Source organism: Acinetobacter sp. WCHA39, assembly GCF_002165385.1.
GTDB lineage: Bacteria > Pseudomonadota > Gammaproteobacteria > Pseudomonadales > Moraxellaceae > Acinetobacter.
This window is the reverse complement of sequence record NZ_NHRP01000048.1, coordinates 1-17,023: the sequence shown is the minus strand read 5'-3', so window position 1 is coordinate 17,023 and position 17,023 is coordinate 1. Positions and strand designations below refer to the sequence as shown.

14 protein-coding genes and 3 pseudogenes are annotated in these 17,023 nt (G+C 37.2%); 8 read left to right on the top strand and 9 right to left on the bottom strand.

What is annotated here, in order from left to right; all coding sequences use genetic code 11:
- A partial coding sequence (locus CDG56_RS15590) for a histidine-type phosphatase (protein WP_227519084.1) occupies nucleotides 1-1,472 on the top strand: 1,472 nt, incomplete at its 5' end.
- 102 nt (nucleotides 1,473-1,574) lie between these two features.
- Complete coding sequence (locus CDG56_RS15585) at nucleotides 1,575-2,315, top strand: adenosylcobinamide-GDP ribazoletransferase (protein ID WP_087548378.1); 741 nt, start codon at nucleotides 1,575-1,577, stop codon at nucleotides 2,313-2,315.
- A 56-nt stretch (nucleotides 2,316-2,371) separates the two neighbouring features.
- Here the strand turns inward: CDG56_RS15585 and CDG56_RS15580 are convergent, their stop codons facing one another.
- The 4 genes from CDG56_RS15580 to CDG56_RS15565 all read right to left on the bottom strand — a co-directional run bounded on the left by CDG56_RS15580 (nucleotide 2,372) and on the right by CDG56_RS15565 (nucleotide 7,280).
- Nucleotides 2,372-3,838 carry a PepSY domain-containing protein gene (locus CDG56_RS15580; RefSeq protein WP_087548377.1) on the bottom strand — a complete coding sequence of 489 codons (1,467 nt, stop codon included), beginning with the start codon at nucleotides 3,836-3,838 and terminating at the stop codon, nucleotides 2,372-2,374.
- 3 nt (nucleotides 3,839-3,841) lie between these two features.
- On the bottom strand, nucleotides 3,842-5,953 hold the full coding sequence (locus CDG56_RS15575; protein ID WP_087548376.1) for a TonB-dependent receptor: 2,112 nt from the start codon (nucleotides 5,951-5,953) through the stop codon (nucleotides 3,842-3,844).
- 75 nt (nucleotides 5,954-6,028) lie between these two features.
- Nucleotides 6,029-6,532 carry a hypothetical protein gene (locus tag CDG56_RS15570; RefSeq protein ID WP_087548375.1) on the bottom strand — a complete coding sequence of 168 codons (504 nt, stop codon included), beginning with the start codon at nucleotides 6,530-6,532 and terminating at the stop codon, nucleotides 6,029-6,031.
- Nucleotides 6,533-6,662: 130 nt separating this feature from the next.
- Nucleotides 6,663-7,280, bottom strand: a complete 618-nt coding sequence (locus tag CDG56_RS15565; protein ID WP_087548374.1) for a TetR/AcrR family transcriptional regulator — start codon at nucleotides 7,278-7,280, stop codon at nucleotides 6,663-6,665.
- Nucleotides 7,281-7,420: 140 nt separating this feature from the next.
- Here CDG56_RS15565 and CDG56_RS15560 point away from each other — a divergent pair, with 140 nt between their 5' ends.
- From CDG56_RS15560 to CDG56_RS15550, 3 genes are read left to right on the top strand one after another with little or no spacing between them, the layout of a single operon-like run.
- Nucleotides 7,421-8,251 (top strand): enoyl-CoA hydratase-related protein, encoded by an 831-nt coding sequence (locus CDG56_RS15560; RefSeq protein ID WP_087548373.1) that lies wholly within the window; start codon nucleotides 7,421-7,423, stop codon nucleotides 8,249-8,251.
- A 42-nt stretch (nucleotides 8,252-8,293) separates the two neighbouring features.
- On the top strand, nucleotides 8,294-9,814 hold the full coding sequence (locus CDG56_RS15555) for a phytoene desaturase family protein (RefSeq protein ID WP_087548372.1): 1,521 nt from the start codon (nucleotides 8,294-8,296) through the stop codon (nucleotides 9,812-9,814).
- The gene (locus CDG56_RS15550; protein ID WP_087548371.1) at nucleotides 9,807-10,970 is read left to right on the top strand and encodes an FAD-binding oxidoreductase; all 1,164 of its coding nucleotides are present in this window, start codon (nucleotides 9,807-9,809) and stop codon (nucleotides 10,968-10,970) included. Before CDG56_RS15555 ends, CDG56_RS15550 begins: the two co-directional genes overlap by 8 nt.
- Nucleotides 10,971-11,032: 62 nt before the next feature.
- Here CDG56_RS15550 and CDG56_RS15545 read toward each other — a convergent pair whose 3' ends face one another.
- The 4 genes and pseudogenes from CDG56_RS15545 to CDG56_RS15530 form a co-directional block, all read right to left on the bottom strand.
- On the bottom strand, nucleotides 11,033-12,124 hold the full coding sequence (locus tag CDG56_RS15545) for a 3-deoxy-7-phosphoheptulonate synthase (RefSeq protein ID WP_087548370.1): 1,092 nt from the start codon (nucleotides 12,122-12,124) through the stop codon (nucleotides 11,033-11,035).
- 118 nt (nucleotides 12,125-12,242) lie between these two features.
- Entirely contained in the window at nucleotides 12,243-13,130 is an 888-nt protein-coding gene (locus tag CDG56_RS15540) for a sulfite exporter TauE/SafE family protein (protein ID WP_087548379.1), read from the bottom strand.
- 243 nt (nucleotides 13,131-13,373) lie between these two features.
- Nucleotides 13,374-13,505 (bottom strand): annotated as a pseudogene (locus CDG56_RS17390) (DUF1634 domain-containing protein); the annotation flags it as partial.
- Nucleotides 13,501-13,662: pseudogene (locus tag CDG56_RS15530) on the bottom strand (PepSY domain-containing protein); the annotation flags it as partial. The pseudogenes CDG56_RS15530 and CDG56_RS17390, both read right to left, overlap by 5 nt.
- A gap of 179 nt (nucleotides 13,663-13,841) precedes the next feature.
- Between CDG56_RS15530 and lpxB the strand changes: the two are divergent.
- A complete protein-coding gene (gene lpxB / locus CDG56_RS15525; RefSeq protein ID WP_171295174.1) occupies nucleotides 13,842-15,020 on the top strand; it encodes a lipid-A-disaccharide synthase in 1,179 nt (392 codons plus the stop codon).
- 37 nt (nucleotides 15,021-15,057) lie between these two features.
- Here the strand turns inward: lpxB and CDG56_RS15520 are convergent, their stop codons facing one another.
- A complete protein-coding gene (locus CDG56_RS15520; RefSeq protein WP_087537094.1) occupies nucleotides 15,058-15,927 on the bottom strand; it encodes a DUF2797 domain-containing protein in 870 nt (289 codons plus the stop codon).
- 38 nt (nucleotides 15,928-15,965) lie between these two features.
- Between CDG56_RS15520 and CDG56_RS15515 the strand changes: the two genes are divergently transcribed.
- On the top strand, nucleotides 15,966-16,427 hold the full coding sequence (locus CDG56_RS15515) for a DUF6231 family protein (RefSeq protein ID WP_004662088.1): 462 nt from the start codon (nucleotides 15,966-15,968) through the stop codon (nucleotides 16,425-16,427).
- Nucleotides 16,428-16,585: 158 nt separating this feature from the next.
- Nucleotides 16,586-16,948: pseudogene (locus CDG56_RS15510) on the top strand (hypothetical protein); the annotation flags it as partial.
- Nucleotides 16,949-17,023 lie beyond the last annotated feature (75 nt).

Below are 17,023 nucleotides of genomic sequence, written 5' to 3'. Positions count from 1 at the left end.
TGTCATCATATTCGTCGTCAGAAAACAAGTATTATGCCATTATTTCAATGAGTTATCTTTTTTTGTCGTGTACAGAGCCTGTTTTTACAGAGTTAGTCGCACGTCATGGTTCTCGAGGATTATCGAGCATTAAATATGATTTGGCACTTTATAATTTATGGAAACAAGCCAAGGCTGAGAATGCTTTAACACCTTTAGGTGAAAAACTAGGTGCTGATTTAGAAAATATGATGAAAGCAAATATTTTGCTGGGTTACGGCGTAGATGGGATTCGCCAGTATGGATATGGCAATGAAACGATGCTTGGTATTCAAGAACATCGAGGTATCGCAGACCGTCTTTTACAGCGTCTACCTGAGCTATTTAAAACAGCAGCGACACAACCTGAATCTATTTTAGTTCAAAGCTCAGGCGTAGATCGTGCGGTTGATAGCGCCAAGTTTTTTACTGCTGAATTGATTCAACAACAACCCCAATTGAAGAATCAAATTACACCTACGTCATATACAAGTTTGGTCAGTACCAGTATTCCATCTATTGAAGATGGTGGCGTAGATCGTTTTAAACTTTATTTCCATAGCTTGAATAAAGATCAAGATTTGCTTAAACCATTATCAACACAACAACAAGCAATCTATGATGCAAGTCAAGCCTATCAAAAATTTGAAGCTGAAGATGTATATCTAAAAAATAAGTTAAATGATTTGGCAAAAGATACACGCGCACAGCAAATTGCAATGAATGTACTTAACCCAATTTTTAAGCCTGAATTTATCAAAAAATTAGGTACGACTGGTTATACTTTCAGTAATAGTGGCACTTATACCGTGACATCGCCAAAAGGTGAAACCATTACAGAAAAAGGTAAAGGGAAAAATACCATTGCAAGTGCTGTGGATGCCGCTGCTTATCTTTATGAGCTGTATTCAATTTCTGGTGGTATGCAGCTTGAATTAAAAAATGTAAATTTTGATCAATATATGCCTGTAGATGCTGCAAAATTCTATGCTGAATTTAACGATGCAAATGATTTTTATGAGAAAGGGCCAAGCTTTCAAGAATCAAATGCTGTCACCAGTAACATTGCTCAAGGTCTAAAACAAGATTTGTTTAAGCAAGTAGATGCAATTGTCGATAAACAACAGTCCCACCGCGCGGTATTACGCTTCGCACATGCAGAAATCATTATTCCACTGGCGACTAGTTTGGAGTTACATGACATGATGCAGCCTTTGCCTTTACGTCAAACCTATAACTACAGCAATAGTACGTGGAGAGGTGAAGTAGTATCGCCAATGGCTGCGAATTTACAGTGGGATATTTACCAAAATGCTCAAGGCACAACTTTGATAAAAATGCTCTACAATGAAAAAGAGACCTTGTTTAAATCATCATGTAAATATGCACAATATAGTACCAACAGTTTCTATTATGATTATTTGAAACTCAAACAATGTTATCAAATTCAATAATCTAGTTGATTCATCATTTTAATTTGGGAATAGGGTTCTATTCCCATTTTTGTTTCTTCATAATCTGTAAATCATCAATATTGTTTGATAGAGATTTTTTGCATGACAGCTTTTTGGATTGCCTTGCAATTTTTGACAGTTTTGCCGATTAACTTAAAAACAATGCCTAATGCAAAACAAAATGGTCAAGCGATTTTATTTTATCCATTTATAGGCTTATTGATCGGACTCATTCTGTTTGGTGTATCCCTGATTTTAGTCAAGCTGCCAATTTTATTGATTGCCAGCATCATTTTAGTGTTATGGATATGGCTAACAGGTGGGCTTCACCTTGATGGTTTAGCCGATACAGCCGATGCTTGGGTGGGTGGTTTTGGTGATTCTGAACGTACACTCAAGATTATGAAAGACCCAAACTGTGGTCCAATCGGTGTACTGAGTCTTGTTGTGGTTTGTTTACTCAAGTTTGCTGCGCTGTATGTGCTGCTTGAGCAGCATCTCAATACTTTTTTGATTCTCGTTCCAGTACTTGGGCGTAGTGTTCCATTATTTTTATTTCTAACCACAGCTTATGTTCGTGATAAAGGGCTAGGACGTTCAATTACTGATTTTATTCCAAAGAAACTTACGTGGACTGTTTTTGTCATTACAATTACATTACTTTGTGTGTTTAAATGGTTGGGATTAGTGACTTTTATCTGCTTTATTACTGTATTGTTTTTTTTAAGAGCCTTATTTATCAAAAGAATTGGTGGGATTACTGGTGATACTGTTGGCGCTGCAATTGAGCTGGTTGAGACAGGTTTAATGCTAAGTTTTGTGATGGCTTCATTTTATATTTGATGGGTTTAATTTTAAAAAATTGATCCTCCTTAGACTAAGAAGGATCAACAAAGAACTTAGGACGATTTTCGAATTGCTAATGTGCAACCTAAGATCACCAATAAAGCGATGAGTCCAGCAATACTACCTAACAAGATATCTCTGAGCGTTTTATCTAGTGGTAGCCATGTCCACTTATGTAGATATGCAAAACTAAAACCTTCTAAAGCATCTTGTTGAGTGACTTGCGCTGCAATCACACCGCTACTTGGCTCAATATACAGCCTGAGTTGATCACTTAAATTGCTTTCAACTTTAACTACGGGTAAACGTTTGTTGATAAAACCATATTCACCACTAAAACTGGTGACCCATGAGCTTTGTGTAAAGTGATCCACTGGTAAATGTAAATAGTCGGCAGCCAACTGCTTACTTTGCTCAAGCGTATTTAATTTTGTCGCGGTATTCGCATCAATCAATTCAATTGCAGGGGCAGCACTTTGAGGATGATGATTATGATCATGTTCTTTGGCTACGGTCATGCTGCCTTGTAGCTGTGGTTTACCTGTCAATTGAACCATCCAACCTGCTTGAGCGTGATCTTGAGCAAAGGAGATCGGTACAAGATTAAGGCGTTGTATGGGGTGTTGAACAGCCGTTTTCCATGCGACAGCACTTAGATCCTGTGTATAAAATATTGGTTGAATGTTCACAATCTCAGATTTTTTATGCCAAACATGATAGAAACCACTGAATACCCATAGCAAGATAAATATACTTAGATTGATGCCCAAATAGCGATGTAAAAAGCGAATTGGCTTGTGAGCTAAACGATGGTTCTGGCGATTAAGAATCCTAAAAAACAATCCAATACCCATACAAGTCAGTACCAAAATGCCAATCAAAGCAATTTGCATCAGTATACTTTGTCCTGTCCACGGTTGATCACCCCAAGTCCATGTATGACCTAAACGAAATATTTTCGCCATCCACATTTTTTGGTCATTGGAAAGTGTGGCTAATCGAGATTGTGATGGATCGACATAAGCTCTTAAACCATTATCAAAACTTACACGCCAAACAGGCAATAAACGATTCACACTTGGATAATCATCACTAAACTCAGTGATCAGTTCGGTCGAAACGATCTGTTGTTTGGCTAAACCTGTATACCAAATTGCAAGACGTTTTGCATCTTGTTGCTCTCCATCTGTGATGAGTTGACCCGATCGACTATCAACGTATTTCGCAATGTTTTGATTTGGTTGTAAAACTCGATAAGCCACAAGTTCAGGTTGTAGCTGAATGGTTTGTAATCCTGAAAATTCTTCAATTTTATGCTGCTGTAAAACCAAAGGTGCAGGCAAAGCATTTGTTAAATTCAGTTGCTGAGGTGGAGGCATTCTTTTGACGGGTTGAGGTTGTGTTGCACTCATAATTGGATGCAACACACCTGTTAAAGACCACATCAAAATCAGAATGCCAAGCACCATTCCAAAGCTACGATGAAATTTCAGTAACTTCTTGAGTTGATTGGCATTCATTGTTTATTTTCCAAAATGATAACGTAAACCTAATAAATAGGTTCGTGGTGCTGCAGGCGTATAACTAGCTTGATTACTGCTATATGAAGTGCTGTCAGCATAATGGACATCAGCTACATTCAGAATTTGCCCATAAATCTCATAAGCATTTTTACGATAATTTGCACGTAAATTTAGAATGGTATGCCCATCATATTTTTCAGTATTAGCATCATCGATCCAATATGAACCGACATAAACACCTTCAGCCGAAAGTAATAATGCTGGGACAGGTTTGATTTGATATTCAATTGTGCCAAAACTTTTTGGAGAGTTTGGCATTGTATTGCCACTATAGTTGAGTATTGATGAGGGCTGAAATTCTTTATATTCGTGTTTGGCGATACTTCCGGATAACTTTAAACGTTGATCATACTGTTCAGTAATATTCCAAGTTCCACCAATTTCGATACCTTGATGTAAGGTTTTGCCTGCATTTCTTGGTCCACGGGTATTATCAGGTTTTGTATAACTTAGAACTTCATCCTTACCTTGTAAACGATATAAGGTAATTTCTCCATCCAATCGGTCATCTAAAACTTTGAAACGTAAACCGGCATCAATATTATTAAATGTGGCTTCTTTTAAATCTGGTGTGACCAAATTTGCGCCATATAAACTACTAACTTCTGGTGGCACAAAACCTTGTGACCAATTGCTATACAGATCTAATTCAGGTGAGATATTCCATACAAAACCAAGTTGAGGGCTTGCCTTGTGAAAACTACGTTTTTCATCTGGCGCACCTGTAACTTTAGAGGGAACAAGCTTGTTATCAAAGTCATAACCGATCCAATCATAGCGTGCACCAACAACCAAATTTAGATTCGGCAAAGCTTGCCAATTTGCTTGTGTGTACAATGCTTGGTTATTGACATCAACTTTGAAATCACGTAACAACTGACGTTGTTTGAAACCCGTATAAACTAGCGTGTTTGGATCACGAAAAACTTGAATATCATTGGTTTGAGCTTGGTTCGGCGAATGATCTGCCATTGCTCCGATGATCAATTTCACCTGATCCAAATTAATAGAGTGCTGTAAATTTAAGCCATAAGATTGAAAAGCGTTATAGGTGGTTTGCCCGCTATAAGTTCCTGTAGGCTTTTTATCTTTTACATCAGTGCGAATATTGTAGCTCGGATTTTGATCGGTTGTATTATTGCGATAATATACAGTCAATTGACTTTGTTGCTGATCATCCCACTGATGGTTAATCTGTGATGAAAGACGGGTTGAGTCTACTTCTCGATACGTAAATGTTTGATAACTATAACCTGGACGTGCGCTAAAATCATTTGCATTTAGGCTACCCGTCATATCGGTTTTTAAATGGTTGTAGCTGAAAATATTTTTGATTTGAGTGGCATCTGATATACGCCAATCATGTCTTAAGGTCACACTTTGCTTATTACTTTCAGCATGATCTTGCCAGCTATCACCACGATCACTGGCATAGGCAGACAGTCTTAAACCATGTTCACCATACTCAGTATCAAACGTATTGGATGCACCTAAGTCTAAACGGCGATAACCTTCAGAGCTTGCACTCACACCTAAATCAGCAGTTGGGGTTAAACTCGTTGCTTTGGTGAGGAAATTAATCGTGCCACCAATTGCATTACTTCCATACAAGCTACTTGCTGGGCCACGCAAAATTTCAATGCTATCAATTCCAGCTAAATTTACTTCATATAAAGCATTGTGGTTAAACACACCGACTGGACGGATTGAAATGCCATCTTCCAAATATTGATAAACAGCAGAAGTGGTGATGGGTTGACGAATCGACATCATATGTTGTTCGTTGCCCAAGTCATTCATTAACACACCTGGGGTTTGATTAACTAACTGACCAATGAATGTGGCATGTTTATCATCTATATCTTGGCTAGTAATTTTGCTAATCGCAGCAGGAGTATTATTTATAGATTCACCTTCACGGCTTGCTGTTACCACGATTGTATCTAGCGTTTTAGTCTGATCTTGAGCTGATGTTTCAGCTAAAGCCATAGAGCTATAGGTAATCGATAGACATGCAGCCGTTAATACTGACAAACGAAATTGAGTATTCATATTTAACTCTATAAAAAGCAATAAACGAGGCTGTACCGCAGTGATTCACTGGATACGAAATGTTAAAAAAGCATTTTATAGAGCGAGTGGAGGGGCTTGTTTAATCGGGAAAATATAGAAGATACGTGGAATATGCAGATCTTCTAACCACGTATAACATAGGCATCGTACACGACTAAACCAAGCCAGTACAAAGATTAAAATAAATGCAATTAAAGGAATAATTGCAATAGCATCTAAACCATGTGTACATAAAGGACAATGCTTCATGATTTGACTAGCAAGGGCAAAAACCTCTTTTGCATAATCACTGAGTTGATCATGCTGAGTCGGTTGTAGCTGCTGTTCGTGATGCATTTCATGCATGCTGTGTTGATGATGACTTGAATGCGTTTGTGTTATCAACGATGCATTTTTAATTTCTGTGACTTGGCAATGTGTAGGCATTGCATAGAGTGCAGGCACGACGCCAGTATGTACCATCGTTGGTAAGAAGATATGCCAGAGTAAACAAAGCAAAGTAATCGCACCGAGCGAGGCGCGCCACTTTAGCAAGTGTTGACGAAAACTGGACTTCATATCAGCGATACGTCGTAGGGGAAATGTGGCAGCAGTATAATTAAAAAAATGTTACGGTTCAAAACAAATTAGATACGTTGTGCAAAATACGTGGCGAGATTTATGCATTACCCATCGTAATTTTCAATCTTTATGGTATTAAAGAAAATAAATGTTTAAGACTTTGTAAGGCATTTTCAACCAATTGTTCTTCATCGATAGTTTCAGGTAATACAATCACCTGATGAATCAATAAAGACGCCATACCATGAATATGTGACCAACTTGATAAAGCTGTTATTCGCACCATCTTTGAATGAATTTCTTGATCAAGAATTTGAGCAATAGTTTGTTTTAGAACCTGAAATGCTTGTTCTCTCGCACGTTCTAACTCAGGCGTTAAAGTCGCTTGCGTGATCTCTGAGCCAAACATTAGTTGATACATTGTAGGATTGCGTTTAGCAAAACGAAAATAAGCCAAGCTAACTTCTTTTAAAATTGTTGTTGCTGTACTTTCAGCTAAAGCCTGATTTAAAACAAATTCTAATTCCGAAAATCCTGTTGCAGCCAATCGGCTCAAAAGCTCATCTTTATTCGCAAAGTGATAATAGACGGCTGTTGCACTCACACCTAATTGTTCTGCTATTGCTCTGATCGAAATTTTAGTAGGTCCAACTTCTTCAAGCATGCGTTTGGCTTGAATCAACAATTGTGGTTCAAGATTACCGACATGATACGTCTCACGTGGTTTAGCTGCATTTCTTGGCATGTAAAAAAATTATAAATTTGAATGATGTCTTTATCTTAGCATATCAAGTTAATCTTTTTGATGTTAAGTATCTTTACAGTGTAAAGATTAAAACATACACTGTGCTTGTTCTATTTTCACTCAACAAAAGGAAAAGCAGCATGGAGAAGTGCTATGAGTGCTTTCATGTCACAGTACATGAGGGTGTGGCTCATTTACAACTTTCACGACCACATAAAGCCAATAGTCTCAATTTATCATTTTGGAAAGAGTTTCCAAAAGCAATCCAACAACTGAATCATTCAGGTCTGGTGCGTGCCATGATCATTTCAGCAGAAGGTGAGATCTTCTGTGGAGGGTTAGACTTACAGATGTTTGCTGAGCGTCCAGAATTTCATGCTCAAAATGCATTAGATCGAGAAACCATCCTGTTGAGCCTGACCGAAATGCAACAAGCATTGAGTTGTTTAGAAACTTTGCGTTTCCCTGTGATTGCAGCAATACACGGCGCTTGTATTGGTGCAGGCTTAGACTTAATTGCTGCCTGCGATTTTAGTTTTGCAAGTATGCAGGCACAATTCAGAATTGAAGAAATCAATGTTGGCATGATGGCAGATGTTGGGGTATTACAACGATTGCCGAAAATTATCCCAGACAATATTGCGCGATATTATGCATTTACAGGAGAAACATTAACGGTTACTGAAGCTTATCGTCTCGGTTTAGTGGTTAAAGTGCTAGAAAATAAAGAACAACTCTTACAGCATGCGTTTAAAATTGCACAAAAAATTGCGAGTAAACCACCCGTTGCCATACACGGCAGCAAACGAAGTCTCGTCTATGCACGTGATCATAGTGTCTCGGCGGCACTAGAGCATACGACTTTGCTACAAGCAGCGATTCTAAATGGTAGCGATATTCAGCAGTCGATTCAGGCACGAATGAGTAAATCAATTGCCCAGTTTGATAATTTACATGAGTTTAGTTTTTAATTTTTTTATTCATATCTTACTAGTGTTAAGATGAGGTGAAGCATGTCAAATTATGATGTGGTGGTAATCGGTTCAGGCAATGCGGGTTTAACGGCGGCCGTGACTGCTCAGCGAATGGGCAAGAAAACGTTGTTGGTAGAAAAACATAATATTCCAGGAGGATGTGCAACTTCATTTGTACGTGGTGATTTTGAGTTTGAAGTTGCATTGCATCAATTAAGCGGTCTTGGTACCGAAGATAAACCTTTTATTATGCGCCAGATTTTCAATGAACTGGGTGTGATGGATAAAGTTCAATTTGTACAAGAAAAAGAGCTTTACCGTTTAGTAATTCCAAATGAACTAGATATTACTTTACCTGCAAGCTGGTCAGGTATTCGTAAGGTATTGCATGAACAATTTCCGCAAGAAATAAGCAATATCGACCACTTTATGCAGATTTGTGAACATTTAACGATGGAGAGTTTTAAAACAGTTCCACATGCGCAAAGGTTACAAGACCAAGCATTCTTAGAAGCACATTGTCCATATTTTATGAAATATGGTTTTAGAACACTATCCGATGTTGTGAATGAAATTTTTCAAGATCAGAAATTAATTTCTGTGGTGATTGCATATTGGTATTACACAGGCGCAGCACCAAACCGTATGTTATTTAGCGATTTAGCTGTCATGTTATATGCCTATGCTGTTTTTAAGCCGTGGCATATCAAAGGTGGATCACAGGCAATGTCCAATGCTTTACTGGAATCTTTCTTGGAAGCAGGAGGTGAAGCCCGATTTAACTGTGGCGTAGAGAAAATTTTGACTCAGGATGGGAAAATTTCTGCTGTCCGTTTGGAAGATGGAAGTATTCACTCATGTCATGCAGTGATTTCTAATGCTAGCCCAATTTTAACCTTCAATGAACTATTAGATATTGAAGCTCCAGAAAAAATCAAACTCGACTTCAAATCAAGACGCATTGGCACTTCAGCATTTGTGATTTATTTAGGGTTAGACCGTACACCTGAGCAATTAGGTATTCACGTACCTTCGATGTTTATTTCCAGAACCACAGATTGGGAAAAAGTTTACGATGTGATGGAAACGTTTCATAGCCCAATTAGCGGCATGTTGACCTGTTACAACGTGGATGATGCGGATGCTGCACCTACAGGCAAAAGTCAGGTGGTTCTAGTCTGCCTACAATATGCAGATGTTTGGAATAATGTCGCACCAGAACAATATGCCAAAGTGAAATATGAATTTGCAGATCAATTGATTGACTTGATTGAATCAACAGTTTGCCCAGAAATTCGTACTCACATCGAAGAGTTAGAAGTTGCAACACCACTAACCATGATGCGTTATTTAAATAGTCCAGGCGGTGCGATTTATGGTTTTAATCAAAATGCGACCGACTCCGCCTTGATTCGTGATCGTTTAAATACGGTTGAGGGACTTTATTTTGCAGGTTCATGGACATCAATGGGCGGATTTCAACCGACTTATACCGCTGGTGTATCCACAGCAAGAGCTGTCGTTAAAACATTACAAAAACAGGAGTTAGAACATGTCTGAGATCAATGTATTTAATGCAGTTTCTGGCTTCCATGAAACCCTAGCATTTAAACAACAATTAGAGCAAACAGGAACTGATTTTTCAGAGCGTCATGGGCAAGTAAAAACTCTGATTGATCAACTACACCCGAAACGACTTCAGCTTCAGGTGAAAGATATCCTGACTGAAACAGCAACGACCAAAACCATTCGTTTCGTTGTAACTTCAACTAAACAATTACCAGCCTTTCAAGCAGGTCAATACATCAATCTATTTGTGAACATTAATGGTGTAAATACAGCCCGACCTTATGCAATTGCATCCATGCCCTTAGAGTTAGATTTTTACGATATTACAGTGAAGAAAGCAGATGGAGGATTTGTTTCACATTATCTCGTTGATCAACTACAAGTAGGTCAAATCATTGAAAGCAGTGGCCCAATGGGTAATTTTTATCATAATCCACTTTTTCATGGGCATGAATTGGTTTTCCTTGCGGGTGGTTCAGGTAGTGTGCCTGCTAGAAGTATGCTACGCGATATATTGACTAAAAATTTAAAGTATGATTTCCACTTGATCTATGTCAATAGCTTTGAAGATGATGTGATTTATGCCAATGAGTTACGTCAACTCACAAAGGAATTTCCGAATTTCAAACTTACGGAGTTTGTCACTCGCCCAAGTGATCTTTATCAAGGAACAAGGGGACGTTTAAGCCTAGAGAGGTTGCAAAATCTACTTGGGGAAAGTCGACAACAAATGTTTTATATTTGTGGACCAACGCCATTTAATGAAAACTGTCTAAAGCTGTTAACAGAAATCGGTATTCCTAAACGTCGAATTCGAATTGAAGCGAATGGCGCACCCAAACATCCAGAAACTCAATTAGGTTGGCCACAAAGCATTTCCTTAGATCAGATTGTGACGATTACCGTCAAAGGTAAGGGGCATTATCAATCTAGAGTAGGTGAACCATTATTGAATAGTTTGGAACGAAATGGTTTTTTTGTTGAAAATGCATGTCGTTCTGGAGAATGTAGTTTGTGCCGAGTCAAATTATTGTCAGGTAAGGTATTTAACCCACAAGAGGCTCATCTGCGTAAATCAGAACAACAATTTGGTTGGATTTATAGTTGTGTGGCTTTCCCAGTTACAGATATAGAAGTACAGATTTAATATTTTTAGACACTAAAATTAAAAACAGGCTCATAAGAGCCTGTTTTACATCTATTTAAAGATTAACGATTTGGCAAAATATCTTTTAATGCTTCATGCATTTCTAATAATGCTCTTTCTGTTGTATCCCAATCGATACAACCATCAGTCACAGATTGACCATATACTAGATCACATAGGTTTTCAGGAATATCCTGACGACCGCCTTTAAGGTGACTTTCAACCATGATACCTACGATTGATTTATTACCATCCAGAATTTGCTCTGTGATGTTCTTTAAAACCAAAGGTTGCAGGTACGGGTCTTTGTTTGAGTTGGCATGACTGGTATCAATCATAATCTTGTTGCTGACTTTGGCTTTTGCCAAAGCTGCTTCTGCTTCCGCAACAGAAGAAGCATCGTAGTTTGGCTTGCCATTACCACCACGTAATACCACATGAGCATAAGGATTGCCTTTGGTATTGATAATTGCCACCTGACCATTTTCATTTAGACCCAGGAAGCTGTGGCCATGTTTAACGGATTGCATTGCATTGGTTGCAACAGTCAAGCCGCCATCTGTACCGTTTTTAAACCCAACAGGAGATGATAAACCAGAAGACATTTCACGATGTGTTTGGCTTTCTGTAGTACGTGCGCCAATCGCAGACCAAGAAATCAAATCTTGATAATATTGTGGAGAATTTGGATCAAGTGCTTCGGTCGCACATGGCAAGCCTTTTTCATTTAATTCAAGCAAAAGACCACGACCAATATGTAAACCTTTTTCAATATTGAAAGAGTCATTCATATCTGGATCGTTGATTAGACCTTTCCAACCGACTGTCGTACGTGGTTTTTCAAAATATACACGCATCACAAGGTATAAAGTATCTTTTACTTTTTCACTTAATTCTTTTAAGCGATCAGCATATTCATTTGCAGCTTTAACATCATGGATTGAACAAGGTCCAATCACCACAAACAAACGTTTGTCATTGCCGTCTAAAATATTACGTACAGTTGCACGTCCTTGTAACACAGTTTGAGATGCAGCTTCAGATAAAGGAAGATCAGCTTTCAGTTCCGCAGGGGTAATTAAGGTTTGAATGCTTTTAATATTAACGTCGTCGATATCTGGCTGAGAAACTGGATTTGACTGTAGAGTATTCATTGCTGTCACAAATTCAATCGAAAGAAGAGGTTATTTTGTCTACGAATATAGCATGAAAAGCCGATTGATTAACTATCGATTCGCAAAAATTGCGGAAAACAATCGGCTTTTTTCAGAATTAAACCATACTAGATGAATGGCTTGTTTGTTGAACAACAGCAACTTTATGGGTTTCAACTGGTTTAGGTTTTGCCTTAACTGGATTAACCATAAAGTTAACACCAAGGGCAAATAATGTAATACCTAAGATTCTACGAATAAGTCTTTCTGGCATACGCGAACTAATTAAAGTTCCAACAATGATTGCAGGAATAGAACCAACAAGTAACCACATTAATAAATGAAAGTCGACATTACCTGAAGACATATGACTTAAACCAGCAACAGCGGTTAATAAGACAGCATGTACGACATCTGAACCAATAATACGGATCATCGGTAAGTTAGGAAACATAATTACGAGCGCCATAATCCCGAAAGCACCAGCGCCTACAGAAGAGAGGGTGACGAAAATACCTAAAACCATGCCCATGATGACGATATATAAGCGTTTATGCTGGAGAGCATGCTGCTCACTTTCCATATTTGCTTGTTCACGATTACGGAAACGATCAAAGAACTTTTCAACTTGGCTACGAAATACAATAGAGATACCTGTCAAGGTCAACATAAAGCCTAAGACCATGGTCAGCACAGCTTTATAATGCGTTGATTGACTTAAATAATGTTCTAAAATCCAAGAGGTGGCAAAAGATGCAGGAATACTTCCAAGTGCAAGCCAAAGTACAATTGGCCATACAATATTTAGTTTTTTAGCATGTACCATTGAACCGCAAAATTTAGAAATAGAGGCATATAACAGGTCTGTACCGATTGCAATATGAGGTTCAATTTTGAATAAACTAATCAAAATGGGGGTCATTAATGAGCCACCACCAACACCAGTGATTCCTACACAGAAACCAACCAAAACCCCAGCTAGAATAAATTCAACAGGACCAAACATAATCAATATGCCTAAATATGCAAAAACCAGCATATCTTATGCTTTTTTTAGATAACTCGTTGTGATGAATAGTGATTTACTTATGCAAAAAAAAGCTAAAGAATGTCGATAACGGTATAAAAACTGACTGAATTACACAGCCATGTTTCATTAATTTGCACTTATGAGTTCCTAGAGTAAATCTTAGTTTGATCAAAGTGACGTAAAATAATTAATTGAAAAGTAGAGTGATTTAAACATTCTCTATTTTGCTAAAATTTTATTTTTGTTAGGTTTTAATTGATTAACCCATGACACAAGTAGAAATGTAATCGGTGTTGCAAATAGCCACCAACTTACAAATCCTATAGCGTTTCCATATTCAAGACAAAGCAAATCGTAGTAGTGGTTGCGCAAATGTAGCCATATGTAGACCATAAACGCCTGCATTTAAGGTTGCTACTGGACTATTATTTCTTGTGTTGCCTAAAATTTTTCCAGCACCATTTAAGGTAATTTGTGTTTGATTTAAGGTAATGGAATGATATTCTAATAGGAGAATAAATATCAAATGAAAATGATTATTGTTAATATTAATAAATTGAAAATAAACTCGCAATCATTTAACTATCGTTAATCAAGATAGTTTTTAAATTAATTGGATAGCTTATTATGATTCGATGTAAAATCATTTTGTTAGAATCATTCAAATATTTCAGTGGGGCATTGGTCTTGTTAAAGCAAAAACTAAAAATTGGTATCGTGGTGGGAGAAGTTTCTGGAGATACTCTAGGAGTGAAACTCATGCGCAGTTTTCGCGAACAAGGAATTGATGCTGAATTTGAAGGTATTGGTGGTCCACAAATGATTGCTGAGGGTTTCCATAGTTATTATCCAATGGAAATTTTATCAGTAATGGGCATTGTGGAGGTTTTGAAAGATATAAAGAAGTTATTTGCTGTACGTGATGGTCTAGTTGAACGTTGGACTGAACATCCAGTGGATATTTTTATTGGAATTGATGCACCTGATTTCAATTTACGTCTTTCTAAAACAATAAAAGAAAAGAATTTACCAATTAAAACAGTTCAATACGTAAGTCCATCTGTTTGGGCATGGCGTCAAGGGCGGGTACATGGTATTAAACGTAGTATAGATTTAGTGTTGTGTTTATTCCCATTTGAAAAAACATTTTATGAAAATTACGATGTTCCAGCAGCTTTTGTTGGGCATCCACTAGCCAAACAATTAGCTTTAAAAAATCCAATTGTAGAAGCAAAACATCAGCTTGGCTTATCTGCACATGAAATGCACGTTGCTTTATTACCAGGAAGTCGAAGAGGTGAAATTGACAGACTATTGCCTTTATTAATTGGGGCTGCGGAAATACTACATAAGAAATATCCTGAACTAGAGTTTCTGATTCCAGCAATTAATGATGCTCGAAGACAACAAATTGAACATGGTATTCAAAATTTAGATGTAACTTTAAAATCAAAAATTTATATTTTAGAAAATACCGATGCTGAATCTAAAATAGGTCGTATGGTCATGAATGCGAGTGATATTGTCGCACTAGCATCGGGAACTGCGACGCTTGAAGCAATGTTATTACATCGCCCAATGGTGACTTTTTATAAGTTACATTGGTTAACTTATATGATTGCTAAGTTTCTCGTTAAGATTCCATACTACTCTTTACCTAATATCATTGCAGGTAAAAAAGTCATCCAAGAATTAATTCAAGCTGATGCAACACCAGAACACCTTGCTTCTGAAATTGAGAAATTAATGGATAATGAAACAGCACATATTCAGATGATGCAACATCTAAGCATGCACAAACAATTAATCTCAGGAGATACTGAAAATCCTGTTGATGCAATTCTGAATTGTTTAAAAACAAATTAAGTTAAAAAAGGTGGCATCTCAAATGCCACCTTATCATTTACGCTCTTAAAATCATTTCATAGCCTGTGTATTTACGAATATTGATGACACCAATATCAAGTAATAAATATTGCCCCTTAATGCCATGTAAAACACCACGAATTTTGGGTGTTTTATCCAAATTTAAGGACTTAATTTTTTCTGGATATTGTTCAACTGGGTAAATAAATTCTTTAGGCAATTCATGTTCTAAAAATTCAAGTTCTTCATTGAATTCTAAGTTTTGGCTAAACTCATCTCGAATCGTTTGAATTTTTGGTGCAAATTCTTCCAAAATCTGGTCACGTTGCTCAATTAAATTCAATGGTTCAGCTTCACCTTTAAGGAGCTTACGCCAATCCGTCTTATCGGCAATTTGTGTACCAAATAAAGTTTCTAAATGACCAGATAAGCGGCGTGAACCAACTTTTAAAATGGGTAAAGCTTGGGTTGCACCTTGATCTAACCATCGAGTTGGCATATTAACGATACGAGTAATTCCAATTTTTAGTGCGCTTGAATTAGCTAAATATACAATATGAGGTTGGAAACAAACCTTATGTGCAAATTCATCTTCACGACAAGTTCCAAGATGATAATGGCAAGTCTCAGGTTTCATAATACAAAGATCACATTCAGCTTTGGTCTTGAAGCACTTGAAACAGTGACCTTGTGAATATGATTTTGGAGTCTTTGCACCACACGAAGTACAAAAAATATTTCCAGTCCATTCAATTTCTAATTCTTGACCTAATACGAAGGGTAGATCAGTTTCTGAACGATCTAATATAAATTTATATTCAACATTTGCCTTGCTGGTTGGTTGATCAGTTACACTATGCGTTTTGAGCGCTGCGTGCATTTTGTGACAAATGCCTTGTAGTTCCATCAATAAACTCTCATCTTTCTCAATCAAGGGTTGCAGTTATGGCTGAACAAAATGTCATCACTTCTATGCTAGACGATTTATCTAAAGAACAGCCCATTCATACTGCACTTTGTATCGGTCAGCAAATTGATCAAAATGCTGAAATTCAATGGCATCATTTTAACGTAACTGACTTTTTAAATCTGCCATTTACACAACGTTATGATTTAGGTTTTGTATTATTTGATACAGAGCAAATGCAAAACATCACTGAAACACATAAAGCGCAGCTTTTAGTGAAGTTACGCGACTTAATGGCAAAAAGGATTGTTGTTGTTAGTAAACGAAACGATGAAAAGCTATTGCGTTCACTAGGTTTTACTCAACTTATTGATAAAACTACTCATGATAGTGATTTTGCTCTATGGCAATTCAATATTTTAACTTACAAACATGTTCCTGATTGGTTTAACTCTAAATTTTGGGCAAATCCAGAAAATTGGAATAAATTTCGTTGGTGATTTCTTAGAGTTTACTGCGGCTCTGAATAAGCCGCAGTTATAAAATAATAATAAACTGATGAAATGTTCTTGCAAATTTTAACACTTTAACTTTGTTTTCATGTTGAAAAGCAGCGTATGCTTTTCGAATAAATAATTCTAACTGGAATATAAAAACCATGACAGATTTGACAAATATCGTAGAGATTTTAGCGAAACAGGCCTTAGGCGGTCAGCAACAATCTTCACAAAATAGTGGTTTGGGTGGAATTCTTGGCTCTGTTTTAGGGCAACTTAGTGGTCAACAACAAAACAATCAAAATCAGCCGCAAAGTGGTTTAGGTGGAATCCTAGGTTCAGTTTTGGGTCAGTTAGGTAGTACGAATAACAATACATCTCAGACAAATAATAATACTAGTGGTAACACAGCACAAACATTACTTATAGCCGTACTGCCGTTGATTCTTGCTTGGATTCAAAAACAGGGGGGCTTACAAGGGGCATTAGATAAACTAAAAAGTACAGGTTTATCCAATCAGGTCTCTGTACACGACAAAAAAAGATAACTCATTGAAATAATGGCATAATACTTGTTTTCTGACGACGAATATGATGAC

Coding starts and splice junctions, on each gene's coding strand:
- CDG56_RS15585 (WP_087548378.1), top strand. CDS start 1,575: ATGACAGCTTTTTGGATTGCCTTGCAATTTTTGACAGTTTTGCCGATT.
- CDG56_RS15580 (WP_087548377.1), bottom strand. CDS start 3,838: ATGAATGCCAATCAACTCAAGAAGTTACTGAAATTTCATCGTAGCTTT.
- CDG56_RS15575 (WP_087548376.1), bottom strand. CDS start 5,953: ATGAATACTCAATTTCGTTTGTCAGTATTAACGGCTGCATGTCTATCG.
- CDG56_RS15570 (WP_087548375.1), bottom strand. CDS start 6,532: ATGAAGTCCAGTTTTCGTCAACACTTGCTAAAGTGGCGCGCCTCGCTC.
- CDG56_RS15565 (WP_087548374.1), bottom strand. CDS start 7,280: ATGCCAAGAAATGCAGCTAAACCACGTGAGACGTATCATGTCGGTAAT.
- CDG56_RS15560 (WP_087548373.1), top strand. CDS start 7,421: ATGGAGAAGTGCTATGAGTGCTTTCATGTCACAGTACATGAGGGTGTG.
- CDG56_RS15555 (WP_087548372.1), top strand. CDS start 8,294: ATGTCAAATTATGATGTGGTGGTAATCGGTTCAGGCAATGCGGGTTTA.
- CDG56_RS15550 (WP_087548371.1), top strand. CDS start 9,807: ATGTCTGAGATCAATGTATTTAATGCAGTTTCTGGCTTCCATGAAACC.
- CDG56_RS15545 (WP_087548370.1), bottom strand. CDS start 12,124: ATGAATACTCTACAGTCAAATCCAGTTTCTCAGCCAGATATCGACGAC.
- CDG56_RS15540 (WP_087548379.1), bottom strand. CDS start 13,130: ATGTTTGGTCCTGTTGAATTTATTCTAGCTGGGGTTTTGGTTGGTTTC.
- CDG56_RS15520 (WP_087537094.1), bottom strand. CDS start 15,927: ATGGAACTACAAGGCATTTGTCACAAAATGCACGCAGCGCTCAAAACG.
- CDG56_RS15515 (WP_004662088.1), top strand. CDS start 15,966: ATGGCTGAACAAAATGTCATCACTTCTATGCTAGACGATTTATCTAAA.